Consider the following 25302-nt stretch of genomic DNA (forward strand, 5'->3'; position numbering starts at 1 on the left):
ATGCCGCGGCTGATCGGCTGATCACTCGGAGTACTGGGGTGAGTCCTCTCCGGACAGGGTCGGCAGCTGCGAGCGCTGGTTGAAGCAGCAGCCTGCGGGGCAGCGGTCGGGCCCGGGGCCCAGGTCGCCCACGGTAGGCCGCTCAGGGGCCTCCCCGCGCTCCGCAGCGGCACGCTCGAGCAGCAGCTCGCGTACGGCGGCCACGAAGCGCGGGTCCTCCCCCGCGGTCGGGCTGCGGCGGGCGTGGATCCCGAGCTTGTCGGCGGTGGCCATGGCCTCGGTGTCGAGGTCGTAGACGACCTCCATGTGGTCGGAGACGAAGCCGACCGGGCACATCACGACGGCTCGTACGCCCTCGCCCGCGAGGTCCTGGAGGTGGTCGTTCACGTCCGGCTCGAGCCACGGGATGTGCGGAGCGCCGGAGCGGCTGCAGTAGACGAGGTCCCACTCGTGGGTGACCCCGCGACGCTGCGCGACCTGCTCGGCGATCACCTCGGCGACGTCGAGGTGCTGGGCGACGTACGCGTTGCCGTCGGGACCGGCGTTGTCGTTCATCGAGGTCGGGATCGAATGGGTCACGAAGAGGATCCGCGCGCCGTCACGCTCGTCCTCGGGCAGGTCCTCGAGGGAGGCGAGCACACCGTCGACGACCGGTGCCACGAAGCCAGGATGGTTGTAGTAGCGCCGCAGCTTGTCGAGCACCGGCGCGCTCTCGACGTCTCCGCTCTTGTCGCACGCCTCGAAGAGGTTCTCGCGGTACTGCCGACACGAGGAGTAGGACGAGTAGGCGCTGGTCGCGAAGACCGCTGCCCGCTTGATCCCGTCTGCTCGCATCTGCGCGACCGTGTCGCTCAGGTAGGGATCCCAGTTGCGGTTGCCCCAGTAGACCGGCAGGTCGATCCCGTTCTCTGCCAGGTCGCTGCGCAGCGCCGCCAGGAAGGCCCGGTTCTGGTCGTTGATCGGCGACTTACCTCCGCGATCGAAGTAGTGCTGCCCCACCTCGACCAGCCGCTCCCGCGGGATCCCCCGCCCCCGGGTCACGTTCTCCAGGAACGGCACCACGTCCTCGGTCTTCTCCGGCCCCCCGAAAGAGACGAACAGCAAAGCATCGTAAGGAGAGACATCCACCCGGCCATCATATTGATCGTCCCCGCTGGTCGAGCCGCGAGGCCGCCTGCGGCCGAGCGTGGCGGCTCCGTCGGCTCGACCGGCGGGGTTACTCCACGACGGAGGAGTACGCCACCACACCGCGCTTGAGCAGATCCATGGTCTGCCGAGCCGTGCGACGAAGCGGGACGTCGCCGGCGGCGTCGGCGACCTGGCCGCAGAGGTCGATGAGCTGCTTGACCCAGCGGACGAAGTCGCCGGCGGCGAGCTCGACCTCGCTGAGGACGTCGTCGAGCTCGTCACCCTCGGTCCAGCGGTAGGCGGCCCAGGCGAAGCCGAGGTCGGGCTGGCGTAGGAAGTCGAGCTTGTGGTCGCGCTCGAGGGCGTCGAGCTGACCCCACAGCCGCACGGTCTCGGCGATGACGTCCTTGACCCGGCCGCCGGGGAGGCGGGGCGGGGTGGCGTCGTCGGCGCGGCGGGCCTCGTAGACCAGCACCGAGAGTGCGGCGGCGAGCTCGGAGGGGGTCAGGTCGTCCCACAGCCCCTCGCGCAGCGCCTCGGCGGCGACCAGGTCCATCTCGGAGTAGAGCCGCATCAGGTGGGTGCCGCGCTCGGTGACCGTCTCGCCCTCGAGGTAGTCGAGGGCGACCAGCACCTCGCAGACCCGGTCGAAGGTGCGCGCGACGGTGTTCGTACGCGCCTCCACCCGGCGGCGCAGCGTGTCGGTGTCACGCGAGAGCTTGAACCAGCGCTCGGCCCAGCGGGCGTGGTCCTCGCGGTCGGGGCAGTCGTGGCAGGGATGCATCTTCAGCTCACGCCGCAGCTCGGAGATCTGGGTCTCCACCGAGCTCTTGCGCTCCTTACGAGCGGTCGGCGAACCCTCGTAGGGGACCGGGCGCAGGTCGCGGGTCTTCTCCCGCAGCCGGGAGGCCATGTCGCGGCGCATCTGCGGGTTGCGGCCGTTGAACGACTTCGGCACCCGCAGCCGGGTCTGGGCGACGATCGGCACGTTGAAGTCCATCATCGCCAGGCGCCGGGCCTGCCGGTCCTGGGTGATCACGTAGGGACGCGGGCCGTCGGGGTCGAAGCCCGGGTCGACGATGACCGCATACCCGGCGAACTTGCCGGTCGGCACGTCGATCACGTCGCCGATCTTCAGCTTCGAGAGCGACTCGATGATCTCGTCGCGGCGGTCGGCACGCCGCTCGCGGGAGGAAGACTTCTCGACGTCGGAGATCTTGCGGCGGATCGCGGCGTACTCCATGAAGTCGCCGCGGTCGCAGGTCGCAGCCTCCTGGTAGCCCTCGAGCGCGTCCTCCGCCTTGCGCACCTGCCGGGCCAGCCCGACGACCGCCTTGTCGGCCTGGAACTGGGCGAACGACTGCTCCAGCAGCTCGCGCGAGCGCGCCCGGCCGAACTGGTGCACGAGGTTGACCGCCATGTTGTACGACGGCCTGAAGCTCGACCGCAGCGGATAGGTCCGCGTCGAGGCGAGGCCGGCGAGCTCACGCGGGTTGAGCCCCTGCTGCCAGAGCACAACGCCGTGGCCCTCGACGTCGAGGCCGCGACGGCCGGCGCGGCCGACGAGCTGGGTGTACTCCCCCGGCGAGAGGTTGACATGGGCCTCGCCGTTCCACTTCGAGAGCTTCTCGATGACCACCGTGCGGGCGGGCATGTTGATGCCCAGCGCGAGCGTCTCGGTGGCGAAGACGGCCTTCACCAGGCCGCGCAGGAACAACTCCTCGACGACCTGCTTGAACGCCGGCAGCAGCCCCGCGTGGTGGGCAGCGACGCCGCGGGTCAGGCCGTCGATCCAGTCGTGGTAGCCGAGGACGTGCCGGTCCTCGTCGGGCAGGTCGGCGCAGGCCTCCTCGACGTAGGCGAAGATCTCGTCGCGCTCGTCGGGCGTGGTCAGCCGCAGGTTGGCCTGGATGCACTGGCCGACCGCGGCGTCGCAGCCGACCCGGGAGAAGACGAAGTTGATCGCGGGGAGCAGGTTGTCGCGCTGCAGGGCGGTGATGACCTCCACGCGCGACGGGATCCAGACCCGCCGCCCGTTGCCCACGCGCCGGTTTCCGTTCCCCTTGCGCTTGTCCTTGGGCGTACGCCGGTCCGTCATCCGTCCGGCCGCCCAGTCGTCGCGTGCCAGCCTCATGAGCTCGCCGTTGACCGGGGCGCCCTCCTTGACGAACCCGGCCGCCGCGTCGACGTCGGAGGAGGCGAACAGGTCCATGATCCGCCGGCCCGCCATCACATGCTGGTAGAGCGGCACCGGCCGCTTCTCCTCGATGATCGTGGTGGTCTCACCACGCACCGCGGTGAGCCACTCGCCGAACTCCTCGGCGTTGGAGACGGTCGCGCTCAGCGAGACGACGGAGACCGACTCGGGTAGGTGGATGATGACCTCCTCCCAGACCGCGCCGCGGGAGCGGTCGGCGAGGTAGTGGACCTCGTCCATGACCACGAACCCGAGGCCCATCAGGGTCTGCGAGCCCGCGTAGAGCATGTTGCGCAGCACCTCGGTGGTCATCACCACGACCGGCGCCTCGCCGTTGACGACATTGTCGCCGGTCAGCAGGCCGACCTGGTCGGGACCGTAGCGCTTGACCAGGTCGTTGTACTTCTGGTTGGAGAGCGCCTTGATCGGCGTCGTGTAGAACGCCTTGCGACCGGTCGCGAGCGCCAGGTGGATGGCGAACTCACCGACGATCGTCTTGCCCGACCCCGTCGGCGCGGCGACCAGGACGCCCTTGCCCTCCTCGATCTCCTTGCACGCCTCGACCTGGAAGTCGTCGAGCCCGAAGTCGTAGAGCGAGGCAAAGTCCCGGAAGACGGGGTAGTCCTTGTCACGCTTGAAAGCGGCGTACTTCTCCGCTGGCGAGGCGTCCATGGTGCCGAGCCTATCGACCGACACCGACAGTCAGTCGCGCGGCGGCACCAGTACGCCGAGAGCGGAAGGGACGCACTCGACGTCGAGCGGCAGCGGCCCGAGCCGCTCCCCGTCGCTGTAGGCGATCACGCCGGGGGCGGAGGCCTTGATCCGGCGGGCACGGATGCGCTCGAAAGCCGGATGGGTGAGGTGCTTGGCCTGGCGTACGCCCGGGAAGACGCGCAGGAACTCCAGGCGCGAGACCGGCTTGATGAGGATGGCGTCCAGCAGGCCGTCGGCGGGGTCGCAGTCCGCCGCGATCCGCAGACCTCCCCCGTAGGACTCGGTGTTGGCGATCGCCAGCAGCATCGCCTCTTGCTCGCGGACCGTGGTCGCGCCGGTCGCGTCCTCGATCTCGAGCCGGTAGGGCACCGGCTTCCAGCTGCGGATCACCGACAGAGCGGCGAGCGTGTAACGGAGGTCGCCGTGGGGCCACCTCATCGCGTTGGCCCGCTCGTTGACCGCTGCGTCGAACCCGGCGGCCAGAACGGTGGCGAACCAAGTCTCTCCACTTCGGCCCAGGTCGACGCGGCGGGAGTGGTTGCGTACGACCACGTCGGCGGCCGCCAGCGGGTCTCCGGCCGGGATCCCGAGCGCACGTGCGAAGTCGTTGCCGGTCCCGAGCGGGACGACGCCGAGGCTGACCTCGGTCTCGGCCAGTGCCTGGACGGCGATGTGCACCATGCCGTCGCCGCCGAGGGTCACCACCGTGTCGACCCCATCGGCGGCCGCCTTCCGGGCCAGCTCGAGAGCGTGCTCGGCGTCGTCGCCGATCAGGTGCTCGACGACTGCCCCCGAGGCGGCCAGCCTCGCGGTGACCGCATCGAGGATCTGGTCGGCGTGGCCACGGCCGGCGGTGGGGTTGGCGAGCAGGGCGATCTGACGCGTCACCCGGTGAAGACTAGTGGTCAGATCACCGACGGGACGTCAGGATCCCCGATCATGTCCTTGCGCTTGCTGGCCTTGCGCTTGTCGTGCGCCCGGGCGATGACCTCGGAGATCCCGAAGAGGACGACCATCGGGCCGGCCATGATCGTCATCGTGAACGGGTCACCCGACGGGGTCGCGACGGCGGCGAAGACGAAGGAGCCGACGATGATCCAGGCGCGGTACTTGCCCAGGGCGGCACCGGGCAGGACGCCGATCCGGTTGAGCAGGATCACGAAGACCGGGATCTCGAAGGCGATGCCGAAGACCAGCAGCGTACGGCTCAGGAAGCTGAGGTACTCGCTGAACTCCACGATGTTCGTCAGGCCGTCGGGGACGAAGGCGAACAGGATCTCCAGGCCCTTGGGCAGGGTGAGGTAGCCGAGCAGGACACCGAGGAGGAAGAGCGGGCCGGCGACGGCCACGAAGATCCTCGACATCTTCTTCTCATGGGGGTGCAGGCCGGGCATCAGGAACGCCCAGATCTGGTAGAGCCAGATCGGCGCGGTGCCGATGAACGCCGCCAGGCCGCACAGCTTCAGGTAGAGCATGAAGCCGCCCGCGGCGCCGTTGACGGAGCTCAGCGAGGCGGCACCGCCCTCCTGGTCCATCATCTTGACGGCCTGGAGGTAGGGGTCCATGACGAGGTTGAAGAGCTGCTCGAAGAAGAACAGCGCGACGACGAACCCGACGACCAGGGCCAGGGATGCCTTGATCACCCGCGCGCGGAGCTCACGCAGGTGGTCGGAGAGCGCCATCCGGCCGTCGTCGCCGATGGGGTGCTTGGGGGTGCCGCGGAAGATCGCGACAACACCGGCGATGGACAAGGTCGGCCTCAGTTGCCGGAGAGGCGCTCGCGCTCGGCCTTGATCTCGGCCTCACGACGCTCGAGCTCGGCGATCCGCTCCTGCTCGGAGGCAGTGAGCTCTGCCGGCTTCTCGGCCTTGTCGCCCTTCTCCTTCTCGTCCTCGTCGCGCAGGCCCTTGGTCTCGGTCTTGAAGATGCGCAGCGCCTGACCGGTGCCGCGGGCGAGCTCAGGAAGCTTGGCAGCGCCGAAGACGAGGATCACGATCGCCAAGATGATGAGCCACTCGGCTCCCTGCGGCATACCGATCAATGGAGTGAACATGAACTACCTCATCTACGTCTTAGGGGGAACGTCAAAAGTCTACGCGTCCGAACGGTACAGGCCGAGAGCCAGCCGTGCAGTCGCCGCAAACGATTCGGTGAACGTTTGCTCGTCGAGAACCTCGGCGAAGGGCGCCAGCCGGAGCAGGAAGCGGGTCAGCCAGCGTTGGTCGTAGACCCGCAGCCCCACCTCGAGCCCGCCGTCGGGCAGCTCGACCGGGTCGATCACCGAATAGTATTCACCGACCCAGCGGGCCTCGGGAGCCAGTCGCACCCGGACGACCGTTCCGTAGTCCGTACGCTCCAGCAGCCCGGCCGCGTCCTCGGCGCTCGCGCCGTCCTCGGGGTCGGTGGCCACCGGGGTGTCGAGCACCTCGGCGCCCCTGATCCGGTCGAGGCGGAAGCTGCGCGGCGCCTCGGCGGTGTGGCACCAGGCGTCGAGATACTCGATGTCGCGGATCGAGACCAGCGCGCGCGGATCGATGACCCGCGAGGACTCCTCGTCACGCGCCGGCACCCAGTAGTCGATGCGTACCTGACGGCCCTGGTCGATCGCGGTCGCGATCGCGGCATGGATCTGGACGAGCGAGGTGTCGACCAGCTCCTCGCCGGGGTCGACGCTCGCGGCGGCGCCCTCGGCGGCCGCCTGCTCGAGCTTGGCCAGCGTACGGTCGACGACTTCCTTGGTCTCAGCAGCCACCGCGCCGCCCCGCAGCGCACGCAGCGCGACGATCACGGCCGTGGCCTCGATCGGAGTCAGCCGCAGCTGGCGATCGAGGTAGTCGGCGTTGGAGATCCGGATGACCCGGTCGCCGTCGGGTTCGGTCAGCGCGTCGATGTCGACGTCGATCAGGTCGTCGGGGTAGCCACCGGGCAGGCCGCACATGAAGAGCACCTGCAGGTCCTTGACCAGCTGCTTCTCCTCGACACCGAGGTCGGCGGCCGCCTTGTCGAGGCGTACGTCGTCCGCTTGGGAGTAGAGGTAGGGCACCAGCGTCAGCAGCCGTCCGACCTGCCCCTTGGCACCCGTCGCACCCGTCGCGCTCATCGTCCGGCTCCGTCCAGGCGCGCCACCAGCTGCTCCAGCCGCGTCCCGACCTCGCGGCGCAGGTCCTCGGGCTCCTCGACGTAGGCGTCGGGGCCGTGGCCCAGCACCGCTCCGACCAGGTCGGCGGGCACCCGGGTCAGCACCACACGGTCCCAGTCGTCGCTGCCGTCGGGCCCGGTCACCCCGGACTCGGTGGAGTCGGCCGCCCTGCGGAGGGTGTAGCCGCTCCCCTGCCTCAGCAGCAGGACCGCCTTCCCGGTGGGCGGTGCCGGCGCCAGGGTCCGTGCGATATCGCGTACGTCAACCTCGGCCGGCACCTCGAAGGCGTCGAGCTCGCCGACCGCCCGAGCCTCCCCCAGAACGCGGGAGAGCCGGAAGATGCGGGTGTCGTCGCGGTCGACGTCATGGCCGACGGCGTACCAACGGCCGGAGTAGCGCACCACGCCCCACGGCTGCAGCCGCCGGTGGGACGGCTCGGCCGCCCGTGACCCGCGGTAGTCGAACTCGACCACCTGCCGGTCCTGGGTGGCGGCCACGAAGACGTCGAAGGAGCCCTCCTCCGCAGCCAGCCGCGGCTGCACGATCTCCAGCGCCGAGACGTCGGTCTCGAGCCCGGCGGCGTTGAGCTTGCGTACGGCCTCCGTGGTCGCCTCCGCCATCGAGGCGTTCTCCCAGACCTTGGTGGCCAGGGCGACCACGGCGAGCTCGTCGGCCTCGAGGGTGATCGGCGGCAGCGCGAACTGCTCGGGGCTGACCCGGTAGCCGATCTCGTCCTCGAAGAAGGAGTCGATCACCCCGGTCTCGATCGGCACACCGAGGCTGCGCAGCTCCTCCTTGTCGCGCTCGAACATCTTCTCGAACGCCTCACCGTGGGACGACGGGTAGAGGACCTCACGGATCCGCTCCTTCGACACGTTGTCACGCTGCACGAGCAGCATGATGAGCAGGTTCATCAACCGCTCGGTCTTACCCGCCGCCACGGTGTTCTCCCCCTAGAGACTCTGCTACTGCGGCGCCGGGGTGTCTTCGGCCTTGACGACGTCGATGACGAAGTAGAGCGTGCTGTTGGCCGGGATTCCCGGCGTGCCGCCCTGGCCCGGCTTCTCCTCTGCACCGTAGCCCAGCTCCGGCGGGATCTGCAGCAGAACACGGCTGCCGACCTTGACGCCCTCCAGGCCGTTGGTCCAGCCCGCGACCACCTGGTTGAGGGCGAACGGCACGGCCTCCTTGCTGAAGCTCTCGTCGAAGGGCTTCTTGGCGCCGTAGGTCATCCCGAGGTAGTTGGCGGTGACCGTCTGGTCGGTGGTGATCTCCTCGCCGTCGCCCTCGGTGACGATGGCCCGCTTGAGACCGTCGTCGGCCTTCGGCTTGGCGATGCCGGTGAAGTCGAACCCGGTCGGCTTGCCGTTCTTCTCGACGACCTTCGGGAGCTCGGAGGCGTCGACGTCCTTCGGCGTCTTGTCGGCGGCGGGCTTCACCACGTCGACGACGACCAGCAGCGTGTCGTGGTTGCCGATGCCCATCTGCGGGTTGCCGCCTTCGCCGAGCAGGTCGGCCGAGCCGACGATGGCCTCGATCCGGTCGCCGACCTTGGCGCCCTTCAGGATGGTGCTCCACGGCTTCTCGGCCGGGAGCTCCTCACCCTCGGGCGCCTGGCTCTCGTAGGCCCACTCCTTGTCCAGGGTGGTGGCGTTGCCGATGTAGATCTTGGCGAAGACGCCGCGGCCCTCCGGGATCTCCTCACCCTTGCCCTCGGTCAGTGTCTTGACCTTGGGGTCCTTGGGATAGGCGATCGCAGACTCCCACTTCAGCGTGGGCGCCTTGTCGACCGCGGCCGAGACCGTGACGCCGTCGAAGCCGGAGACGGTCTCGTCGCCGTACCCCGTCTTCTCCTCGCCGCCGCAGGCGACCAGAGCCGGGATGAGCAGGGTGACGGCCAGCGCGCTCAGCGCGTGGCGCAGACGAGGCCGAGGAGCAGTGGGCACAGTGCAAACCTTCGTGACGTGAAATGGAGATAGACGACAGCGGAGGACACCATATCCGCCCGGTGGTTACCCCGCAGCGAAGCCACCCCACAGTGTTTCCAGGCGGTTGGTCGTCACATCCCGTCGATGAGCCGCTGGACGCGCTCGTCGTACGCCTTGAGCGGGTCCTTGCACAGCACGGTGCGCTGGGCCTGGTCGTTGAGCTTGAGGTGGACCCAGTCGACGGTGAAGTCGCGGCGGCGCTCCTGCGCCTTCTTGATGAACTCACCACGGAGCCGGGCGCGGGTGGTCTGCGGCGGAACCGACTTGGCCTCGAAGATCTTCAGGTCGGTGGTCGCGCGCTTGACCGCGCCCTTCTTCTCCAGCAGGTAGTAGAGGCCGCGGTTGCGGTGGATGTCGTGGTAGGCGAGGTCGAGCTGAGCGACCCGCGCGTGGCCCAGCGGAAGGCCGTGCTTGGCGCGGTAGCGGTCGATCAGCTTCCACTTGATCACCCAGTCGATCTCGCGGTCGACCAGGGAGAGGTCGTCGGACTCGATCGCCTTCAGGCCGCGCTCCCACAGGTCGAGGGCGGCGATCATGGTCGGGTCGGTGATCTCGCGGCGGTCGACGAACTCCCGCGCCTTGGAGAGGTATTCGTTCTGGATGTCCAGGGCGCTGGCCTCGCGGCCGTTGGCCAGCCGCACCTTGCGCCGGCCGGTGAGGTCGTGGGCGATCTCGCGGATGGCGCGGATCGGGTTCTCCATCGTCATGTCTCGCATGACGACGCCCTCCTCGATCATCCGCAGCACCAGGTGACAGCTCGCAATCTTGAGCATCGTGGTGGTCTCGGACATGTTCGAGTCACCGACGATGACGTGGAGTCGCCGGTACTTCTCGGCGTCCGCGTGCGGCTCGTCGCGGGTGTTGATGATCGGGCGGGACCGTGTCGTCGCCGACGACACGCCCTCCCAGATGTGCTCGGCGCGCTGCGAGACCGCGAACCCGGCGCCCCGAGGGGTGTGGGTGACCTTGCCGGCGCCGACGATCAGCTGGCGGGTGACCAGGAACGGGATGAGCACGTCGGCGAGCTTGGAGAACTCCCCGGCGCGGCTGACCATATAGTTCTCGTGGCAGCCGTAGGAGTTGCCGGCCGAGTCGGTGTTGTTCTTGAACAGGTAGATGTCGCCGGCGATGCCCTCGTCGTGCAGCCGCTGCTCGGCGTCGAGGAGCAGCCCCTCCAGGATCCGCTCCCCCGCCTTGTCGTGGGTGACGACCGAGATCACGTCGTCGCACTCGGGCGTGGCGTACTCGGGGTGGGAGCCGACGTCGAGGTAGAGCCTCGCGCCGTTCCTGAGAAACACGTTCGAGCTGCGGCCCCAGCTCACGACCTTGCGGAAGAGATAGCGGGCCACCTCGTCCGGGCTCAGCCGCCGCTGGCCGCGGAACGTGCAGGTCACGCCGTACTCGTTCTCGATGCCGAAGATGCGCCTGTCCATACCTGAAACCCTAGACGGTCGACGGTCACTGCGGAGGCGTTCAGAGGTACGACACGGCGGGGCGCGCCGTCCACCGGCACGGCGACCGCGAGCCGGCGCCGGACGGGTCGAACCTCACACCGCTCACAAAGCCGGCGAGGAGTGCGGCCAGCCCTAGGATTGCGGCTCGTGCCCTCACCGCTGCCTTCGTCCTCCGCCAGCAACGAACCGGGCGTCCTCGCGGCGCTGCGTTCGCCGCGGCTGCTGCGTACGGAGGTGCTGGCGGGTCTCGTCGTCGCGCTCGCGCTGATCCCCGAGGCGATCTCGTTCTCGATCATCGCCGGGGTCGACCCGCGCGTCGGACTGTTCGCCTCCTTCACCATGGCCGTCGCGATCTCGTTCCTCGGCGGACGGCCGGCGATGATCTCGGCCGCCACCGGCGCGGTCGCGCTGGTGATCGCCCCGGTGATGCGGGACCACGGCTACGACTACCTGATCGCGACCGTGCTCCTGGGCGGTCTGATCCAGATCGCGCTGGCGCTGGCCGGAGTGGCCCGGCTGATGCGCTTCCTCCCCCGCTCGGTGATGGTCGGCTTCGTCAACGCGCTGGCGATCCTCGTCCTCGAGGCGCAGATCGTCCACATGGTCGACGTGCCCTGGGCCGTCTACCCGATGATCGCCGTCGGCATCGCCGTCATCGTTGGGTTCCCGCGGATCAACAAGGTGATCCCGGCGCCGCTGGTCGCGATCGTCGCGCTCACCGCCTTCACCGTCATCGGCGCGGTCGACGTGCCGAACGTCGGCGACCAGGGCAAGCTGCCCGACAGCCTGCCGACCTGGTTCCTCCCCGACGTACCTCTCACCCTCGACACGCTGAAGATCATCGCCCCCTACGCCCTCGGCATGGCGCTGGTCGGGCTGCTCGAGTCGCTGCTGACCGCCAAGCTCGTCGACGACATCACCGACACCCACTCCGACAAGACCCGCGAGGCCGGCGCTCAGGGTCTCGCGAACCTGATCACCGGCTTCCTCGGCGGCATGGGCGGCTGCGCGGTGGTCGGTCAGACGATGATCAACGTGAAGGTCTCCGGCGCCCGTACGCGCCTGTCCACCTTCCTCGCCGGCGTCTTCCTGCTCGTCCTGGTCGTCGGCTTCGGCGACACCGTGGCGCTGATCCCGATGGCCGCCCTGGTCGCGGTGATGATCATGGTCTCGGTCAGCGCCTTCGACTGGCACTCCGTGCGGCCCGCCACCCTGCGGCGGATGCCGCTCTCGGAGACGGTGGTCATGCTCACGACCGTCGCGGTCACCGTCGCGACCCGCAACCTCGCGATCGGCGTCATCGTCGGGGTCCTGGTCGCGATGACCCTCTTCGCACGCCGAGTCGCCCACCTGACCCACACACACCGGGAGCTCGTCGAGGACGCCGACGGACGCATGAAGGCCGTCTACCGGGTCACCGGCGAGCTCTTCTTCGCCTCCAGCAACGACCTCTACACCCAGTTCGAGTACGCCGACGATCCCGACGAGATCGTCATCGACGTCTCCGACTCCCACATCTGGGACGCCTCCACGGTCGCGGCGCTCGACGCGATCACCCACAAGTACGAGACCAAGAACAAGTCCGTACGCATCGTCGGCCTGAACCCTTCCAGCGCCGACAGGCACGAGCGGCTGACCGGTCGGCTCAGCGGTCACTGACGCTCGGCGCTAAGAACTCATGTCGCCGACCATGTAGAGATCGGCGCGCCGGCCTCGTTCCCTCGTCGAAAGCACCCGCCACAACGACGAGCACAGTACGAGGATGGCAGTCATGACACACCTGTTGAAGTTCGACCACGTCGGCATCACCGTCGCTGACATCGACCTGGTCACGGAGTTCTTCGTCGGCCTGGGCCTGGAGATCGAAGGACGTACGTTCGTCGAGGGCGAGTTCATCGACACCGTCTGCGGGATCCCCGGGGCACGTTGCGAGGTCGTGATGCTGCGCCCGCCGGGTGGCGACACCACCCTCGAGCTCGCCCGGTTCGTACGTCCCGACCACGTGCCCGGTACGCCTGACGCGATGGCCAACACGCTGGGCCTGCGCAACGTCTGCTTCCAGGTCGACGATCTCGACGCGGTCCTCGCAGCCCTGGTGGAGGACGGCTACGGGCTGGTCGGCGGAGTCGGCGTCTACGAGGACGTCGTGCGGATGGCGTACGTCCGCGGGCCCGAGGGCATCGTCGTCTCGCTCTCGGACCAGATCGGCTGACACGGGGCATCACACGAGACAGCGGGTCCGGGCCTCGGGCCTGTGGCAGACTTCGGGCCATGACTTCGAAGCATCTCGGCCTGCTTCCGCCGCCGGTCGCCTGACCGGAGCGGCCTCGCCGATCTGCCGCTGAGAGCGCGGATCGGCTCTCTTGTGGCGTGCTCCAGACGCTGCCCATCCGTCTTGTCGAACCTGGAGCACCTCTTCGATGTCCTCTCTCTCCGCCCGTCTCGGGCTCGTTCAGATCTGCCTCGCCGGCGTCCTGTGGGGCACCGGCGGCCTCGTCCTCCAGATCGTCCGCGCGACCACGCCGATGTCGGTGCTCACGGTGAGCGCATACCGCATGCTGATCGCCGCAGTCGTACTGCTCGCCGTCCTTGCCCTCGTCGGCCGCCTGCGCGACCTTCGCCTTGACCTCCGCACGGTGGTCGTCGGTGTCGGGACCGGTCTCTACCAAGCGCTCTACTTCGCCTCTGTGGTCGCCGTCGGAGTGACCGTGTCCACCGTCGTCAGCCTCGGGATCGCTCCGGCGATTCTGCTCGCCGGCGAGGCCATCGCGTCACGTCAGCGGCCGAGCGGCCGGCAGCTCGTGGTGCTGGCGACGGCGCTGACCGGGCTGGTCCTGGCCTCGGCATACGCCGGCAGCGGGGCCGGCGGCGAGCGGCCGGTGACCGGGGTGCTGCTCGCGACCGCGTCCGGATCTGCGTACGCGCTCACCACTGCCGTCGGGCGCCCGCTCGCTCAGCAGCGCAGCCCACTGCTGGTGACGGCCGGCGCCACCGGCGTCGGGGCCCTTGCCCTCACTCCGTCGGCGCTGCTTGGCGGCGGGTCGCTCGTCTCGTCCTCGGCGACAGTGTGGGCCTGGCTGGTGTACCTGGGCGTGGCGACGATGGCGCTGGCGTACGGCCTGCTCTATGCCGGGCTGCGCACCACGCGCAGCAGCGCGGCCACCGTGGCCAGCTTGATGGAGCCGGTCGCCGCGTCCGTCGCTGCCGCAGCGGTCCTCGGCGAACGCCTCGCCGCGCCAGCGGTCGCCGGGGTTGTGCTGATCCTGGTCGCCGTCGCCGGTCTCGCGTAGATCGGACACGGAGCGAAGCCGGGGAGTCTCAGGCGCACCGGGTGCGCCTGAGACTCCCCGGCTTCTGGTGTCAGTCGAGGGGCGGGGCGATCGGCGGCTCGCCGTCGTCGTCGGGGGGCGGGGCCAGCGGCGCGTCGCTGACCGGCTTCTCAGCCGGCTTCTCCGCCGGCTTGTCGGCAGGCGGCTCGACGGCGGCCGGCTTGGCCGGCTCGACCTCTGGGGTCGCGACGGCCGAGCCGAGGATCTCGAGCAGCGTCGCCGGCCGGATCCTGCGGAACTTGCGCGGCTGGGTGCGATTGCGGTCGAGGACCGCGACCTCGAGGTCCTTGGCGGCGATCTCGCGGTCGTCGGTGTCGGTGTGGCCGAGCGCGGCCACCGCCAGCTTGATGGCGTCCTCGAGCGAGGCGCCCTCGGTGTAGCGCTCCTTGAGGTAGCCACCCACAGCCTCGGCGGCACCACCGATGGCGGCGAAGCCGTGCTCGTCGACGACCTGGCCGTCGTAGGTCAGCCGGTAGAGCTGGTCGTCCTCGGCGGAGTCACCGATCTCACCGACGAACAGCTCGACCTCATAGGGCTTCTCCCCGCCCGAGGAGAAGATCGTGCCGAGGGTCTGCGCATAGGCGTTGGCCAGGCCACGCCCGGTGACGTCGCGCCGGTCGTAGGCGTAGCCGCGCATGTCGGCCAGCCGCACCCCGGCGATGCGGAGGTTCTCGAACTCGTTGTAGCGCCCGACCGCCGCGAAGGCGATCCGGTCGTAGATCTCGCTCACCTTGTGCAGGGCCGCCGAGGGGTTCTCGGAGGCGAACACGATGCCGTCGGCGTATTGCAGCGAGACCAACGCCCGACCCCGGGAGATGCCCTTGCGCGCGAAGTCCGCGCGGTCGCGCATCAGCTGCTCGGGTGAGACATAAAAAGGAGTGCTCATCGGCCACCCTCCAGCTCGGCGATGGGACCGTCGGGCCGCTGCAGCCTCCCGGTGATGACGGCCTCGGCAACGGCCGCGACCTCGGCGTCGGGCAGCGTGTGACCCCCGTCGGCGGTGATCACGTGGACCAGCGGGAACAGCTTGCGCGACAGATCAGGGCCGCCGGTGGCCGAGTCGTCGTCGGCGGCGTCGTAGAGAGCCTGGATCAGGACCGCGACCAGCGTGGCCTCGTCGAGGTCGGGCCGGTAGAGCTTCTTGAGGGCACCCTTGGCGAACAGCGAGCCCGAGCCGACGCCTGCGTATCCGGTCTGCTCGTAGCGGCCGCCGGTCGGGTCGTACCCGTAGATCTTTCCTTCGCCGGCCTCGGGGTCGAACCCGACGAAGAGCGGCACCACGACCAGGCCTTGCATCGCCATCGGGAGGTTGCCCCGGACGAGGGCGGAGAGCCGGCTGGCCTTGCCCTCGATCGAGAGCGTGGTGCCCTCGATCTTCTCGTAGTGCTCGAGCTCGGTCTGGAAGAGCTTGACCAGCTCGACCGCGAGCCCCGCGGAGCCGGCGATGCCGACCGCGGAGTATTCGTCGGACGGGAAGACCTTGCGCATGTCGCGCTCGGCGATCAGGTTGCCCTGGGTGGCCCGCCGGTCACCGGCGATGATCACGCCACCGGGGAAGGTGGCCGCGACGATCGTGGTGCCGTGCGGGGCAATGTCGCTCAGACTGCCCGCAGCCGCGTCGCGTCGCGGGAGCAGCTCCGGGGACTGGGCCGTCAGAAAATCGGCAAAGGACGAGGTGCCCGGCGTCATGTAGGCAGCCGGGATACGGGATTCGGACATCTACTACTGCCCGCCCTTCTGGATGAAGGACTTCACGAAGTCCTCGGCGTTGGTCTCCAGGACGTCGTCGATCTCGTCCAGGATGTCGTCGACGTCGGAGTCAAGCGCTTCCTTGCGCTCATTCACATCGGTCTCGGGCGCGGTCTCGACGGACTCCTCCGTCTCGGAGGACTTCTTCGGCTGCTTCTGCTCCTGTGCCATGTCTTCAACCTATCCACTAGCACCGACAAACCTGAGGAAACAATGCCCGATTTCGCTACGGGAGGAAGCAGAAGTCGAACGTTGGGCCGAGATGTGGCACGAGTCGCGATCGACGCTCACGAACCGGTCAGCCGGTTGAACAGGTCGACAGCGGTCTCGGAGGAGTCGAGCAGGCCCCCGACGTGCTTCTTCGTGCCGCGCAGCGGGTCGATGGTCGGAACCCGCTGCAACGACTCGCGCCCGGGCAGGTCGAAGATGACCGAGTCCCAGCTGGCCGCCGCGACGTTCTCGGAGTACTTCTCCAGGCAGCGGCCGCGGAAGTAGGCCCGGGTGTCGCTCGGCGGCTCGTGCATCGCCTTCTCCACCAGGTCGTCGGTCATCAGGCGCTGGATCCGCCCGGCGCGGACGAGACGGTGGTAGAGGCCCTTCTCGGGGCGGATGTCGGCGTACTGCAGGTCGATCAGGTGGAGCTTGGGGTCGTCCCACTCCAAGCCGTCACGGTCGCGGTAGCCGAGGAGGAGCTTGTACTTGGCCACCCAGTCGAGCTCGGTGGCGCACTCCATCGGGTCGCGCTCGAGGCGGTCGAGCACCGACTCCCAGCGTTCCAGGACATCCTTGGTCTGGTAGTCGGCGTCGGAGCCGTAGCGCTCCTCGACGAACTTCTTGGCCAGGTCCAGATACTCCATCTGCAGCTGGACACCGGTCAGCTTGCGACCGTCCTTGAGCGTGATCAACGTCTTCAGCGACGGGTCGTGAGAGACCGCGCGCAGCGCCGAGACCGGGCCGTCGACACTGAGGTCACGGGTGATGTAGCCGTCCTCGATCATGGCGAGCACCAGCGACGTACTCCCGACCTTGAGGTAGGTCGAGATCTCGGCGAGGTTGGCGTCGCCCAGGATCACGTGGAGGCGGCGGTACTTCTCCGGGTCGGCATGGGGCTCGTCACGGGTGTTGATGATCGGCCGCTTGAGCGTGGTCTCCAGCCCGACCTCGACCTCGAAGAAGTCGGCCCGCTGGGAGATCTGGAAGCCGTGTTTGGGGCGCTCTTGGCCGATCCCGACCCGCCCGGCGCCGGCGAAGACCTGCCGCGAGACGAAGAACGGGGTCAGATGCTTGACGATGTCGGCGAACGCGGTCGAGCGGCGCATGAGGAAGTTCTCGTGCGCACCGTAGGAGACGCCCTTGTTGTCGGTGTTGTTCTTGTAGAGGTGGATCTGCGGGTTGCCCGGCAGCCGCGCGGCCGCACGGGAGGCGTCGAGCATCACCTGCTCGCCGGCCTTGTCCCAGCGCACCGCGTCCAGCGGGTTGGTCACCTCGGGGCAGGAGAACTCCGGGTGGGCGTGGTCGACGTAGAGCCGGGCGCCGTTGGTGAGGATGACGTTGGCGAGCCCGAGATCCTCGTCGGTGAGCTGGCTGGGATCGGCCACCTGCCGCGACATGTCGAAGCCTCGCGCATCGCGCAGCGGCGACTCCTCCTCGAAGTCCCAGCGCGCTCTCCTCGCCTTGAGAGTCGAGGATGCGTACGCATTGACGACCTGCGAGGACGCCACCATCGGGTTGGCCTGGGGCTGTCCGGCCACGGAAATTCCGTATTCGACCTCCGTGCCCATCACCCGTCGTACGCTCATGCCTGCAAGGCTACCGGCCACGTGCACGAAGGCACGTGAGCATCCACACGCCACGCTGAGGTTGCCCGACGTTGTTCGGCTGGGCGGCACCAGGAGGAGACCTAGTGAAGGGAGCGTGGCAGCGGTCATGGTGAGGTTGGGCCATGGGAACTCCTGAGATCCGGCGGGCCACTGCCGACGACCTCGACGACATCTTCTCGATCTGCCTGCTCACCGGGGCATCGGGCGAGGACGCCACCGAGTTCTACGACGACCCGCGGCTGCCTGGGAACATCTACGCCGCTCCCTACATCGTGCTGCGTCTCGGGCTCGGGTTCGTGGCGGTCGACTCCGAGGGCGTGGTGGGCTACGTCGTCGGCACCCCGTTCACCCGCGCCTTCGAGAAGGAGTGCGAGGAGGACTGGTGGCCCGCGCTCCGCGTCGTCAACCCCGATCCGGGGCCTGATCACGACCGGAACGACTGGAACGCCCGGCTCCGCTCCCAGATCCACCGCCCGCCGCGGATGCTGGGCGAGATCCTCAGCGAGTTCCCGGCGCACCTGCACATCAACCTGCTCCCCCGCGCCCAGGGCCAGGGCGTCGGCAAGGAGCTGATCGGGATGATGCTCGGCGCCTTCCACGTCGCCGGCGTACGCGGTGCGCACCTCGGCGTCGCCGCCGGCAACACCCGCGCGATCGGGTTCTACCGGCGCGTCGGCTTCACCACGCTCGTCGAGGGCGAGGACTCGATGCTGCTCGGTGTCCAATGGACCGGCGAGATGGAAGAGTGAGCTCCCATGGGACTCTGGGAGTCGCGGGTGGTGCCACACATCGTGGACCGCACCTGCGGGATCGAGCAGCTCGAGCCGCTGCGCCGGCAGGCCTGTGAGGGTCTCCGCGGCCAGGTCGTCGAGATCGGCTTCGGCAGTGGGAGCAACATCGGCCTCTATCCCTCCGAGGTCACCGAGATCGTCGCCGTCGAGCCCTCCGACGTCGCCTGGCAGCTCTCGGCCTCGCGCCGTACGGGCTCATCGGTCCCGGTGAGCCGCGTCGGCCTCGACGGCGCCCGCCTCCCGCTCGCCGACGCCTCGGTCGACACCGGGCTGGTCACCTTCTCGCTGTGCACCATCCCCGACGTCGCCGGTGCCCTGGCCGAACTGCGCCGTGTCCTGCGTCCCGGCGGCACCATCGGCTTCGTCGAGCACGGCCTCTCCCCCGACCCCGGCGTCGCTCGCTGGCAGCACCGCCTGGACGGCCTCCAGCAGCGCCTCTTCGGCGGCTGCCACCTCGCCCGCGACATCCCGCGGCTCGTCGAGGCCGCCGGCTTCACCCTCGACCGGCTGGAGCAGTCCTACCTCCCCGGGCCGTCGTTCTCGCGGCCGTGGGGGTATCTCTCGGTCGGGCGGGCGGGTCCTTCGTAAAGGCCGCAGCCCAGCCCCTCAGCGCTTGCGCGTACGCAGCGCGTGAGCGACGTTGACGCCGACGAGGCCGACCCAGGAGATCACCAGGGCGCCGAGGTTGTCGGTGACGCCGAGGGTGATGCTGATCGGGATGCCTGCCACGGCCGAACCTGCGCCCAGGACGAACTGGAAGACGGACGTACGCGACTCGTTGCGCTCGGCGAGAGTGCGGGCGGCGGCGGTGGCGCCGACCCGCTCCTGGACGGTCTTCTCGATGCGGTCGGCGAAGCCGGCTACCAGTTCGGCGTCGAACGCGTCCCCCAGCTCATGGCGGGTCTCCAGACCTGCTTCGATGTCCTTGCGCGCCATCTCGTCTGCCACGTCGTTCAACCTTAGAGGATCAGATGCCGGGGTCTATGTCCCCGACGTTGTGCTGAATGTTGGTTCGCTCGGCCCGACCGGACAGCACCACGACGAGGCCTACGACAGCGACCATGACGACGACCGCGACGAGCGCGACCGCTCCGGCCAGGATCAGCAACTCCGCTGCCATCTGGCTCCCCCATTCTCACCGGACCGCGAACGCTCAAACACTAGCCCCGCGCGACGCCGTCCGCAGCCGAATACACCCCGCCACGGGTTCGACGCCCGTCAGACGACCACGACGAGCTTTCCACGAGCCGCGCCGTCCTCCATCCGCTGGTGAGCCTCGCGGATCCTGTCGAGGTCGTACGTCGTGTCGATCGGCACCACCGCATGACCGGCGGCCACATCGTCGAGGAATCCCTGAAGAACGTCGGCCGGGAGATTCTCGGCCTCACCGGAGTAGGCGGTGAGGCGAACACCTGTGGGGAGGTAGTCGATGGGGTAGAACTCCTCGACGGTCCACACGTTCGAGAGCATCCCGGTGAAACACACCGTGCCGTGGAGGCGGGTGGACCGTAGCGTGTCGGGCAGCGTCGGCGTCCCGATCAGCTCGATCGCGCCGTCGACCCCTTCAGGGAGCAGCCGCCGTACCTGGGCCGCGACATCGCCGTCGTCGACCAGCACGTCATCGACCCCGATCGCCTCGAGCGCCTCGGCCTTGGCCGCACTCCGGGTCGTGGCGAGAACGCGGACACCGCTCCGCTTGGCAAGCACCGCTGCCGCCATTCCGACCGACGAGGTGCCGCCTCGGATGAGAAGACTCTGACCAGGCTCGATGTCGACGCCGACGGTCAAGGAGCCGTACGCCGTCTGCAGCATCTCTGGCACCGCCCCCAGCGTCCCCCAGTCGAGGTCGGACCGGAACGGGATGACCTGTCTCGCGGGAACGCAGGTGTACTCGGCGTAGCCGCCGTCGAACGTACGTCCCATCCCACCCATCATCGTCATCACCTGCTGCCCGGGCTCGAACTCGCCGCTCGGCGCAAGATCCACGACGCCGGTGGCTTCGATGCCCAGCACACGCGGGTAAGTCACCGAGTCCCCGGCAAAGCCAAGCCGGGTGTGCAGCTCGGAGCGGTTGAGCCCGAACGCCTTGACCCGGATCCGCACCCAGCCCGGTTCGGGCTCCGGGAGGGGCAGGTCCCGGACCTGCAGGGCGTCCACCGGTCCGGGCGCCTCCAGCACAACAGCTCGCATGGTCTGGCTCGAGTTCACGAGTCGATCTCCTCTCTGATCCAGGCCCTCTCGGCGGCACTGGTGGCTCGGGCGGTCAGCAGCAGCCCGCGACGGTAGGGGTCGACGACCTCTTCGGCCCGGATCGGGCGGTCACCGTCGTAGAAGAAGCTCGCCGGCGTCTCCAGGAACTCCAGTCGCCGGCGCAGGACCGCATGCTGGTCGGAACGGTCCGGCAGCAGCGACAGGAAGGTGAGCACGACCAAGAACCGGCTCGCGTCGGTGATGTCGTGGCCGTCGGCGGCGCGAATCGCTTCGAGCAGATGAGCCCGCCCTGCATCGGTGAGAGTGAGCGTGTGTCGGCCGGCCCGACCACGCCCCGGCTCGGACCTCTTGACCACATGGCCGTTGCGTTCGAGTCGGTCGGTCGCCGGATAGAGCGTGCCGTCGCTGATGCGGCGGGTGTGGCCGTACAGCTGCTCGATCTTCCGGCGCAGCTCGTAGCCGTGCTGGGGTCCTTCGGCCAGGAAGCCGAGGACCATGACGTCGATGATGCTCACGTCACCGAACAATACCTCGATTCGAGGTATTGTTCAGTAGCCCTCCGCCGGAGGCGACCTGGCGGCCCCCGCATGGCAGCAGACAACAATCGGCCCGCCACCCTTTGCGCAGGTGGCGGGCCGATGATGCGGTCGGCACAGGTTACAGATCCTGCCCGGTGTTGGAGACCTGCTCGATCGAACTGATCTCTCGCCCGCGGGGGACGCCGCCTGCCCTGCCGAGATGCAGATCAGGCTGCCAGCGCCACAGTCCCAATGAATGACGAAACTCTCAGAATTGCTGATCATTGCTACAATGAACTTTCGATTCATTGTAGCGAGGAGTGCCGAGCATGCCGGACACGATCAGACCATCTACGGATGGAGCCACTGCGTCGCGCACCGAGCGGCGCAAGGCTCGCACCCGTGCGAGCCTGGTTCGTGCCGGTCAGCAGCTGATCGCGCAGGGGCGCACGAGCGTCGCAATCCTCGAGATCACTCAGCTTGCCGATGTCGGCATGGGCTCGTTCTACAACCATTTCGAGAGCAAGGAGGAGCTCTTCGATGCTGCGGTGGACGATGCGCTGGAGCGCCACGGCGCTCTCATGGATGAACTGACGGCAGACCTCGAAGATGCTGCCGAAGCCTTCGCCCAGAGTTTTCGCCTGACGGGCCGGCTCCATCGCGCCTACCCCGAGCTCAGCAAGGTGCTGATCTCCACCGGGGCTCGCCTGGTCACCTCGAAGCGGGGCCTGACTCCGCGTGCACTGAGAGATATCGCCCGCGGGGTGGAGACGAGGCGGTTCACCATGATCGACCCCGAGATCGCGCTCGTACTGGCAGGAGGGTCCGCGCTCGCACTGGGTCAACTGCTGCACGATCATCCCGAGCGCGACGACGCGACGACCACCGACGAGACGACAGAAGCGCTGCTTCGGACGTTCGGTCTGACTGCCGAGGAGGCTGCCGAGATCTGTAGCCGCCCGTTGCCTGAGGTCACGGTGTCCTTGGACGGCTCAGCCGCCTAGCGATGTGGCTAGGCGGCTGAGCCCCGCGGTCAGGCGGGGATCTCGTCGATGCTGACCGGCTCCTGCTTGGTCACGCCGTTGTAGTCGTGACGGAAGGTGCTCGAGTGCGGATAGGCGCTGCGGCGGGACCGCATGACCGACCCCAGCGGTCGGTGCGCAGCCAGCGCGTGCCACGGGTTGAACGACAGCACGTCGTCGGCATAGCGCCGCCTCGCGTCGCTGTAGGGGTCCTGGGCCGGCAGGTGCACGGTGGCCACGATCTGGTGGGGCGAAAGCTCTTCCGACCACGGCACCGAGGCGTCCTCGACCGGCATCCGCTCGACGTCTACGCACAGCTGGGCCCGCAGGTCGTACTCGGCGCCCTGCTCGGTGAAGAAGTCTCCGACGAGCTCGCGCAGCGCGGATTCGCCGAGCTCGGAGTCCACGGCTTGCCCGGCCAGGTTCTTGACGTTGGTCGAGCGCGGCGCGACCGACAACTTTGCCACGTGGTCGCCGTAGCGCATGGCCGCCATCGAGTGGAAGGTCTCTCCGAGGATGTGGTTGTTCCGAGCGGCGAGGGTCTCCACGGCCGGCGGGATCGGCCGGTGCAGGCGTGTCAGGACGGCATCGGCGACCCGCGCACCCGCACCGAGGACCTTGAGCTGCTGATCGCTCTGTCGAGGCTGGCTCTCGAGGAGGTTCTGCAGCTTGGCGTACTCCCCGATCGTGCCGAACGGGAGGGTGGGGTGGTTGACCAGGAGGAAGTCCTGGGTGCTGAAGCCATCCTCGACGGCCCGGTCCCCGGCCACGCCGAGGACCTTCATGGCGAACCCGCGCTGGACCGGGACCTGATCCGAACGGAGGTCGCCGGGGGCGGTCGAGAGGCGCACCACGATCGGGAACGTTGCCGGCGCCTCGAACAGGCCCTGTGCGAGGTGCTCGGGTAGGCCTGCGTGGACGCGCAGCTCGCCCACGAGCACTCCGTGGCTCTTGGCATGCGCATCGCGCAGGCCGTGCCGGTGCTTCGCGGCCACCTGCTGGTTGGCCTTGAGCATGGCTGCTACGACCTGTCGGGTCAGTTCCTCCTCGTCGGGGAAGGGTTGTTCGAGGTCGTCGCTGTATCGGACGTAGCCGATGGGTTCGGTCATGATGATCTCCGGTTCAGGCCGTTGGTTCCTGGCTCAGCCAGGTGATGGCGGACAGGCTGGGCATGAAGAGGTACTCCCCACCCAGCAGCGTGTTGAAGCTCTGAATGCCCTGGACACGGCGCGGAGGCGTGCCCGGAACCGTGAAGTACGCCCCCTTGTCCTGGTTGGAGATGAGCGGGTCCTTCTCCTTGTCGAGGCCGGCGAAGTTGCCCGAGTTGACCCACTCGCTCTGCAGGAACTCGACGGTGTCGATCGCCCGTGCGCTGAGCGCGATGAAGTCAAGGCCGCGACTGCTCCCGTCGTCGCGCACCTCACCGTCAGGGACAGGGTCGCCGTAGGACGTGCTGCGACGGATGAGCCGGCGAATCCTGAGGTCACTGAGGATCTCCAGCTTGGAGTCGCGCGGGTTCATGCGCCGAATGTGCGATCCCAGCGGAGTACGCAGCCCGCGAGGGTCGTCGGCGTACTTGAAGTGGTTCTGCTGTCTCGGATCCTCACCGAGCGCAGGGTCGTCGCGGTCCGGCGAGAGGGCGAGCGGGGCGCCGCTGCGCCATCGCCCCACCAGTTTCGCCGCGAGCAGCTCTCGCTCCTGGGCGGTGTCGGCGTTGTCGTGCAAGAACCGATTGAACGCAGCGACATGGGAGTGATACTTCCGAAAGACCACGTAGGTGCCGTTGTGCCCCAGGACGCTCGGGCTCGGCATCGGCAGCGGTCGGCCCGTCTCGCTGGGATAGCCGAGGACGAACTCGCCCGGCGCGATCGGCCGCCCGTCGCCGGGCATCGTCTCCGCACCGCTTCCTTCGACCGCCGGCTGCGTGAAGCCGTCGCGGTAGCCGAACACGTTGAACCCGGTTGCCCCGAAGTCCTGGTGCGACAAGAGGTCGACCCCCGCCACCCCGGCCAGCTCGCGCTCGTAGCCGGCGACGGCCTCCTGCCATGCCTCCTTGCTCTCGGCGTAGACGCTGACAGCAAGATGAGCGCGGCCGGTGCCGAAGGGGAACTCCCAGTGTTGCGGAGCGTTGGGCCCGGTGTCGCGAAGCCTCTCGGCGCGGGCTGCCATCCCGGCGCGGAAGTTGGCGGGGAACGAGGCCAGACTCTCCTCGGAGACCCCCAGTGCCTTCAGCCCCGTGTAGCTGATCGCCACGATGGTCCACGCCGGGACGGGCTTGTCCCAGCTGGCCGCGGAGGTGATCCGCGGCGCCAGTCGCCGCAGGAGCTCCCTGCCGGCCGCGGCATCGGTGATCTCCAGGATCGCGTGGGTGCCGAAGTACGGCTCGGGCCGCGCTCGCAGGACTGCCGCCTGGATGTCGTCCAGTTCGAGCGTCGGCTGTTTGGTCAGGCGGCGGAACAGGTCCATGGCCGCGCGGGGTCAGTTGAGCTCGGTGAGGAAGTTCTGCACCGTGCGGTCGAGTCGCTTCAGACGGTTGGCGCCGGCGACCGTGAGATTGGGATGGGCTACGAACCACGCTTCGGCCGGGAGCTGGTACTGGACGATGAAGTCCTTCACCTCCGGCGAGTGGATCCCGGGCCATCCCTCGACGTTGCTGAACAGGTAGTCCATCATCTCGGGGATCTTGGTCGCGAAGTCGTCGATGTAGGGGTCCCATTCGCCGTCGTAGGCGGTGGCGAAGAGCAGCTTGGTGTCGTTGTCGAGGAACACGAACCGCATGTTGTGCAGCGTCCCGACCTGGCCTGCGCCGGCCAGGTTTCCCTCGATGAGGTTGAAGAACTTGCGCAGCTTCTCAGCGCCGCCCGGCTTCAGCGGCATGATCGCCGTCAGCTCTGACACCTCGCCGCTCTTGGCGCCGACGCGGCCGGCTGAGATGACCGCGTGCTCGGCCATCTCCTCCTTGTCGGCCAGCAGTTCGGCCACCCGCAGCTTCAGTGCGATCTTGGCGTCGTCGATGACGGCGTCGATCTTCTCGCGGATGGTGGTCGGCAGACCCTGGAATCGGTTCTCGAGATCGCGGTCACTCATGGTTTCCCCTTGGTTGATGGATGGCGGCCCTGAAACGAGGGCGTTGCCGCCACATTACCCGTAGCTGACGAATTTGTCAGTCATGCCGGTATTGGCAAACGACAGATTCCACGGCCATCTTGAAGCAATCAGTCCGATCTTCGCTCACGAATGAC

At 68.4% G+C, this 25302-nt stretch carries 26 protein-coding genes; 6 read left to right on the forward strand and 20 right to left on the reverse strand.

Annotated elements, in window-relative coordinates:
* Positions 1-21: 21 nt before the first annotated feature.
* From ACIO3S_RS12340 to pafA, 9 genes are all read right to left on the reverse strand, one after another.
* Positions 22-1128, reverse strand: coding sequence for a ferrochelatase (locus tag ACIO3S_RS12340; protein ID WP_400463589.1), 1107 nt, complete (start codon positions 1126-1128; stop codon positions 22-24).
* 88 nt (positions 1129-1216) lie between these two features.
* Entirely contained in the window at positions 1217-3997 is a 2781-nt protein-coding gene (locus tag ACIO3S_RS12345; protein WP_400463592.1) for a DEAD/DEAH box helicase, read from the reverse strand.
* Positions 3998-4027: 30 nt separating this feature from the next.
* Positions 4028-4927, reverse strand: a complete 900-nt coding sequence (locus tag ACIO3S_RS12350; RefSeq protein ID WP_400463594.1) for a diacylglycerol/lipid kinase family protein — start codon at positions 4925-4927, stop codon at positions 4028-4030.
* A 17-nt stretch (positions 4928-4944) separates the two neighbouring features.
* Positions 4945-5790: a twin-arginine translocase subunit TatC gene (tatC, locus tag ACIO3S_RS12355; RefSeq protein ID WP_350839361.1), complete on the reverse strand. Its 846-nt coding sequence runs from the start codon at positions 5788-5790 to the stop codon at positions 4945-4947.
* An 8-nt stretch (positions 5791-5798) separates the two neighbouring features.
* A complete protein-coding gene (gene tatA / locus ACIO3S_RS12360; RefSeq protein WP_141804833.1) occupies positions 5799-6092 on the reverse strand; it encodes a twin-arginine translocase TatA/TatE family subunit in 294 nt (97 codons plus the stop codon).
* 39 nt (positions 6093-6131) lie between these two features.
* A complete protein-coding gene (locus ACIO3S_RS12365; protein WP_350720356.1) occupies positions 6132-7139 on the reverse strand; it encodes a WYL domain-containing protein in 1008 nt (335 codons plus the stop codon).
* Positions 7136-8119: a helix-turn-helix transcriptional regulator gene (locus ACIO3S_RS12370; protein WP_400463599.1), complete on the reverse strand. Its 984-nt coding sequence runs from the start codon at positions 8117-8119 to the stop codon at positions 7136-7138. Before ACIO3S_RS12370 ends, ACIO3S_RS12365 begins: the two co-directional genes overlap by 4 nt.
* A gap of 24 nt (positions 8120-8143) precedes the next feature.
* A complete protein-coding gene (locus ACIO3S_RS12375; RefSeq protein ID WP_350720360.1) occupies positions 8144-9124 on the reverse strand; it encodes an FKBP-type peptidyl-prolyl cis-trans isomerase in 981 nt (326 codons plus the stop codon).
* Positions 9125-9237: 113 nt separating this feature from the next.
* On the reverse strand, positions 9238-10599 hold the full coding sequence (pafA, locus tag ACIO3S_RS12380; RefSeq protein ID WP_141804837.1) for a Pup--protein ligase: 1362 nt from the start codon (positions 10597-10599) through the stop codon (positions 9238-9240).
* Between the two features lie 225 nt (positions 10600-10824).
* On the opposite strand from pafA, the gene ACIO3S_RS12385 reads away from it, so the two are divergent.
* The 3 genes from ACIO3S_RS12385 (at position 10825) to ACIO3S_RS12395 (ending at position 13910) form a co-directional block, all read left to right on the forward strand.
* Positions 10825-12279, forward strand: coding sequence for a SulP family inorganic anion transporter (locus ACIO3S_RS12385; RefSeq protein ID WP_400464619.1), 1455 nt, complete (start codon positions 10825-10827; stop codon positions 12277-12279).
* Between the two features lie 112 nt (positions 12280-12391).
* Positions 12392-12832: a VOC family protein gene (locus ACIO3S_RS12390; RefSeq protein WP_400463604.1), complete on the forward strand. Its 441-nt coding sequence runs from the start codon at positions 12392-12394 to the stop codon at positions 12830-12832.
* 208 nt (positions 12833-13040) lie between these two features.
* Positions 13041-13910 (forward strand): DMT family transporter, encoded by an 870-nt coding sequence (locus tag ACIO3S_RS12395; protein WP_400463607.1) that lies wholly within the window; start codon positions 13041-13043, stop codon positions 13908-13910.
* Positions 13911-13980: 70 nt separating this feature from the next.
* On the opposite strand, the gene prcA is transcribed toward ACIO3S_RS12395, so the two are convergent.
* The 4 genes from prcA to dop form a co-directional block, all read right to left on the reverse strand.
* Entirely contained in the window at positions 13981-14835 is an 855-nt protein-coding gene (gene prcA / locus ACIO3S_RS12400; RefSeq protein ID WP_160023019.1) for a proteasome subunit alpha, read from the reverse strand.
* Complete coding sequence (prcB, locus tag ACIO3S_RS12405) at positions 14832-15668, reverse strand: proteasome subunit beta (RefSeq protein ID WP_400463611.1); 837 nt, start codon at positions 15666-15668, stop codon at positions 14832-14834. Before prcB ends, prcA begins: the two co-directional genes overlap by 4 nt.
* A 3-nt stretch (positions 15669-15671) precedes the next feature.
* The gene (locus tag ACIO3S_RS12410) at positions 15672-15869 is read right to left on the reverse strand and encodes a ubiquitin-like protein Pup (RefSeq protein WP_008356645.1); all 198 of its coding nucleotides are present in this window, start codon (positions 15867-15869) and stop codon (positions 15672-15674) included.
* Between the two features lie 116 nt (positions 15870-15985).
* Entirely contained in the window at positions 15986-17497 is a 1512-nt protein-coding gene (gene dop, locus ACIO3S_RS12415; protein WP_400463614.1) for a depupylase/deamidase Dop, read from the reverse strand.
* 143 nt (positions 17498-17640) lie between these two features.
* Between dop and ACIO3S_RS12420 the strand changes: the two genes are divergently transcribed.
* Together ACIO3S_RS12420 and ACIO3S_RS12425 are read left to right on the forward strand one after the other, a co-directional pair.
* Positions 17641-18267, forward strand: a complete 627-nt coding sequence (locus tag ACIO3S_RS12420; RefSeq protein WP_400463617.1) for a GNAT family N-acetyltransferase — start codon at positions 17641-17643, stop codon at positions 18265-18267.
* A gap of 6 nt (positions 18268-18273) precedes the next feature.
* Entirely contained in the window at positions 18274-18897 is a 624-nt protein-coding gene (locus ACIO3S_RS12425) for a class I SAM-dependent methyltransferase (protein ID WP_400463620.1), read from the forward strand.
* Between the two features lie 18 nt (positions 18898-18915).
* On the opposite strand, the gene ACIO3S_RS12430 is transcribed toward ACIO3S_RS12425, so the two are convergent.
* The 4 genes from ACIO3S_RS12430 to ACIO3S_RS12445 form a co-directional block, all read right to left on the reverse strand.
* A complete protein-coding gene (locus ACIO3S_RS12430; RefSeq protein ID WP_160023009.1) occupies positions 18916-19257 on the reverse strand; it encodes a hypothetical protein in 342 nt (113 codons plus the stop codon).
* Positions 19258-19276: 19 nt separating this feature from the next.
* A complete protein-coding gene (locus ACIO3S_RS12435) occupies positions 19277-19429 on the reverse strand; it encodes a hypothetical protein (RefSeq protein WP_400463623.1) in 153 nt (50 codons plus the stop codon).
* 98 nt (positions 19430-19527) lie between these two features.
* Positions 19528-20517, reverse strand: coding sequence for a zinc-binding alcohol dehydrogenase family protein (locus ACIO3S_RS12440; RefSeq protein WP_400463626.1), 990 nt, complete (start codon positions 20515-20517; stop codon positions 19528-19530).
* Positions 20514-21035, reverse strand: coding sequence for a PadR family transcriptional regulator (locus tag ACIO3S_RS12445; RefSeq protein ID WP_400463629.1), 522 nt, complete (start codon positions 21033-21035; stop codon positions 20514-20516). The genes ACIO3S_RS12440 and ACIO3S_RS12445 overlap by 4 nt, the downstream gene beginning before the upstream one ends.
* 332 nt (positions 21036-21367) lie before the next feature.
* Between ACIO3S_RS12445 and ACIO3S_RS12450 the strand changes: the two genes are divergently transcribed.
* Entirely contained in the window at positions 21368-22042 is a 675-nt protein-coding gene (locus ACIO3S_RS12450; RefSeq protein ID WP_400463632.1) for a TetR/AcrR family transcriptional regulator, read from the forward strand.
* Between the two features lie 29 nt (positions 22043-22071).
* On the opposite strand, the gene ACIO3S_RS12455 is transcribed toward ACIO3S_RS12450, so the two are convergent.
* Genes ACIO3S_RS12455 through ACIO3S_RS12465 form a run of 3 tightly spaced genes read right to left on the reverse strand, consistent with a single transcriptional unit; the run spans position 22072 to position 25147 of the window.
* The gene (locus ACIO3S_RS12455) at positions 22072-23169 is read right to left on the reverse strand and encodes a catalase family protein (RefSeq protein ID WP_400463635.1); all 1098 of its coding nucleotides are present in this window, start codon (positions 23167-23169) and stop codon (positions 22072-22074) included.
* Positions 23170-23182: 13 nt separating this feature from the next.
* A complete protein-coding gene (locus ACIO3S_RS12460; RefSeq protein WP_400463637.1) occupies positions 23183-24526 on the reverse strand; it encodes a Dyp-type peroxidase in 1344 nt (447 codons plus the stop codon).
* A gap of 12 nt (positions 24527-24538) precedes the next feature.
* Positions 24539-25147 (reverse strand): hypothetical protein, encoded by a 609-nt coding sequence (locus tag ACIO3S_RS12465; protein WP_400463640.1) that lies wholly within the window; start codon positions 25145-25147, stop codon positions 24539-24541.
* Between the last annotated feature and the right edge of the window lie 155 nt (positions 25148-25302).

This window comes from Nocardioides sp. NPDC087217 (assembly GCF_044744805.1).
In the GTDB taxonomy this organism is placed as follows: Bacteria; Actinomycetota; Actinomycetes; order Propionibacteriales; family Nocardioidaceae; genus Nocardioides.

What these genes read in the sequence shown, in the direction of transcription:
- ACIO3S_RS12345 (WP_400463592.1), bottom strand. Translation starts at nt 3,997, where the DNA reads ATGGACGCCTCGCCAGCGGAGAAGTACGCCGCTTTCAAGCGTGACAAG.
- tatA (WP_141804833.1), bottom strand. Translation starts at nt 6,092, where the DNA reads ATGTTCACTCCATTGATCGGTATGCCGCAGGGAGCCGAGTGGCTCATC.
- ACIO3S_RS12365 (WP_350720356.1), bottom strand. Translation starts at nt 7,139, where the DNA reads ATGAGCGCGACGGGTGCGACGGGTGCCAAGGGGCAGGTCGGACGGCTG.
- pafA (WP_141804837.1), bottom strand. Translation starts at nt 10,599, where the DNA reads ATGGACAGGCGCATCTTCGGCATCGAGAACGAGTACGGCGTGACCTGC.
- ACIO3S_RS12390 (WP_400463604.1), top strand. Translation starts at nt 12,392, where the DNA reads ATGACACACCTGTTGAAGTTCGACCACGTCGGCATCACCGTCGCTGAC.
- ACIO3S_RS12395 (WP_400463607.1), top strand. Translation starts at nt 13,041, where the DNA reads ATGTCCTCTCTCTCCGCCCGTCTCGGGCTCGTTCAGATCTGCCTCGCC.
- prcA (WP_160023019.1), bottom strand. Translation starts at nt 14,835, where the DNA reads ATGAGCACTCCTTTTTATGTCTCACCCGAGCAGCTGATGCGCGACCGC.
- prcB (WP_400463611.1), bottom strand. Translation starts at nt 15,668, where the DNA reads ATGTCCGAATCCCGTATCCCGGCTGCCTACATGACGCCGGGCACCTCG.
- ACIO3S_RS12410 (WP_008356645.1), bottom strand. Translation starts at nt 15,869, where the DNA reads ATGGCACAGGAGCAGAAGCAGCCGAAGAAGTCCTCCGAGACGGAGGAG.
- dop (WP_400463614.1), bottom strand. Translation starts at nt 17,497, where the DNA reads ATGAGCGTACGACGGGTGATGGGCACGGAGGTCGAATACGGAATTTCC.
- ACIO3S_RS12420 (WP_400463617.1), top strand. Translation starts at nt 17,641, where the DNA reads ATGGGAACTCCTGAGATCCGGCGGGCCACTGCCGACGACCTCGACGAC.
- ACIO3S_RS12425 (WP_400463620.1), top strand. Translation starts at nt 18,274, where the DNA reads ATGGGACTCTGGGAGTCGCGGGTGGTGCCACACATCGTGGACCGCACC.
- ACIO3S_RS12435 (WP_400463623.1), bottom strand. Translation starts at nt 19,429, where the DNA reads ATGGCAGCGGAGTTGCTGATCCTGGCCGGAGCGGTCGCGCTCGTCGCG.
- ACIO3S_RS12450 (WP_400463632.1), top strand. Translation starts at nt 21,368, where the DNA reads ATGCCGGACACGATCAGACCATCTACGGATGGAGCCACTGCGTCGCGC.
- ACIO3S_RS12455 (WP_400463635.1), bottom strand. Translation starts at nt 23,169, where the DNA reads ATGACCGAACCCATCGGCTACGTCCGATACAGCGACGACCTCGAACAA.
- ACIO3S_RS12460 (WP_400463637.1), bottom strand. Translation starts at nt 24,526, where the DNA reads ATGGACCTGTTCCGCCGCCTGACCAAACAGCCGACGCTCGAACTGGAC.
- ACIO3S_RS12465 (WP_400463640.1), bottom strand. Translation starts at nt 25,147, where the DNA reads ATGAGTGACCGCGATCTCGAGAACCGATTCCAGGGTCTGCCGACCACC.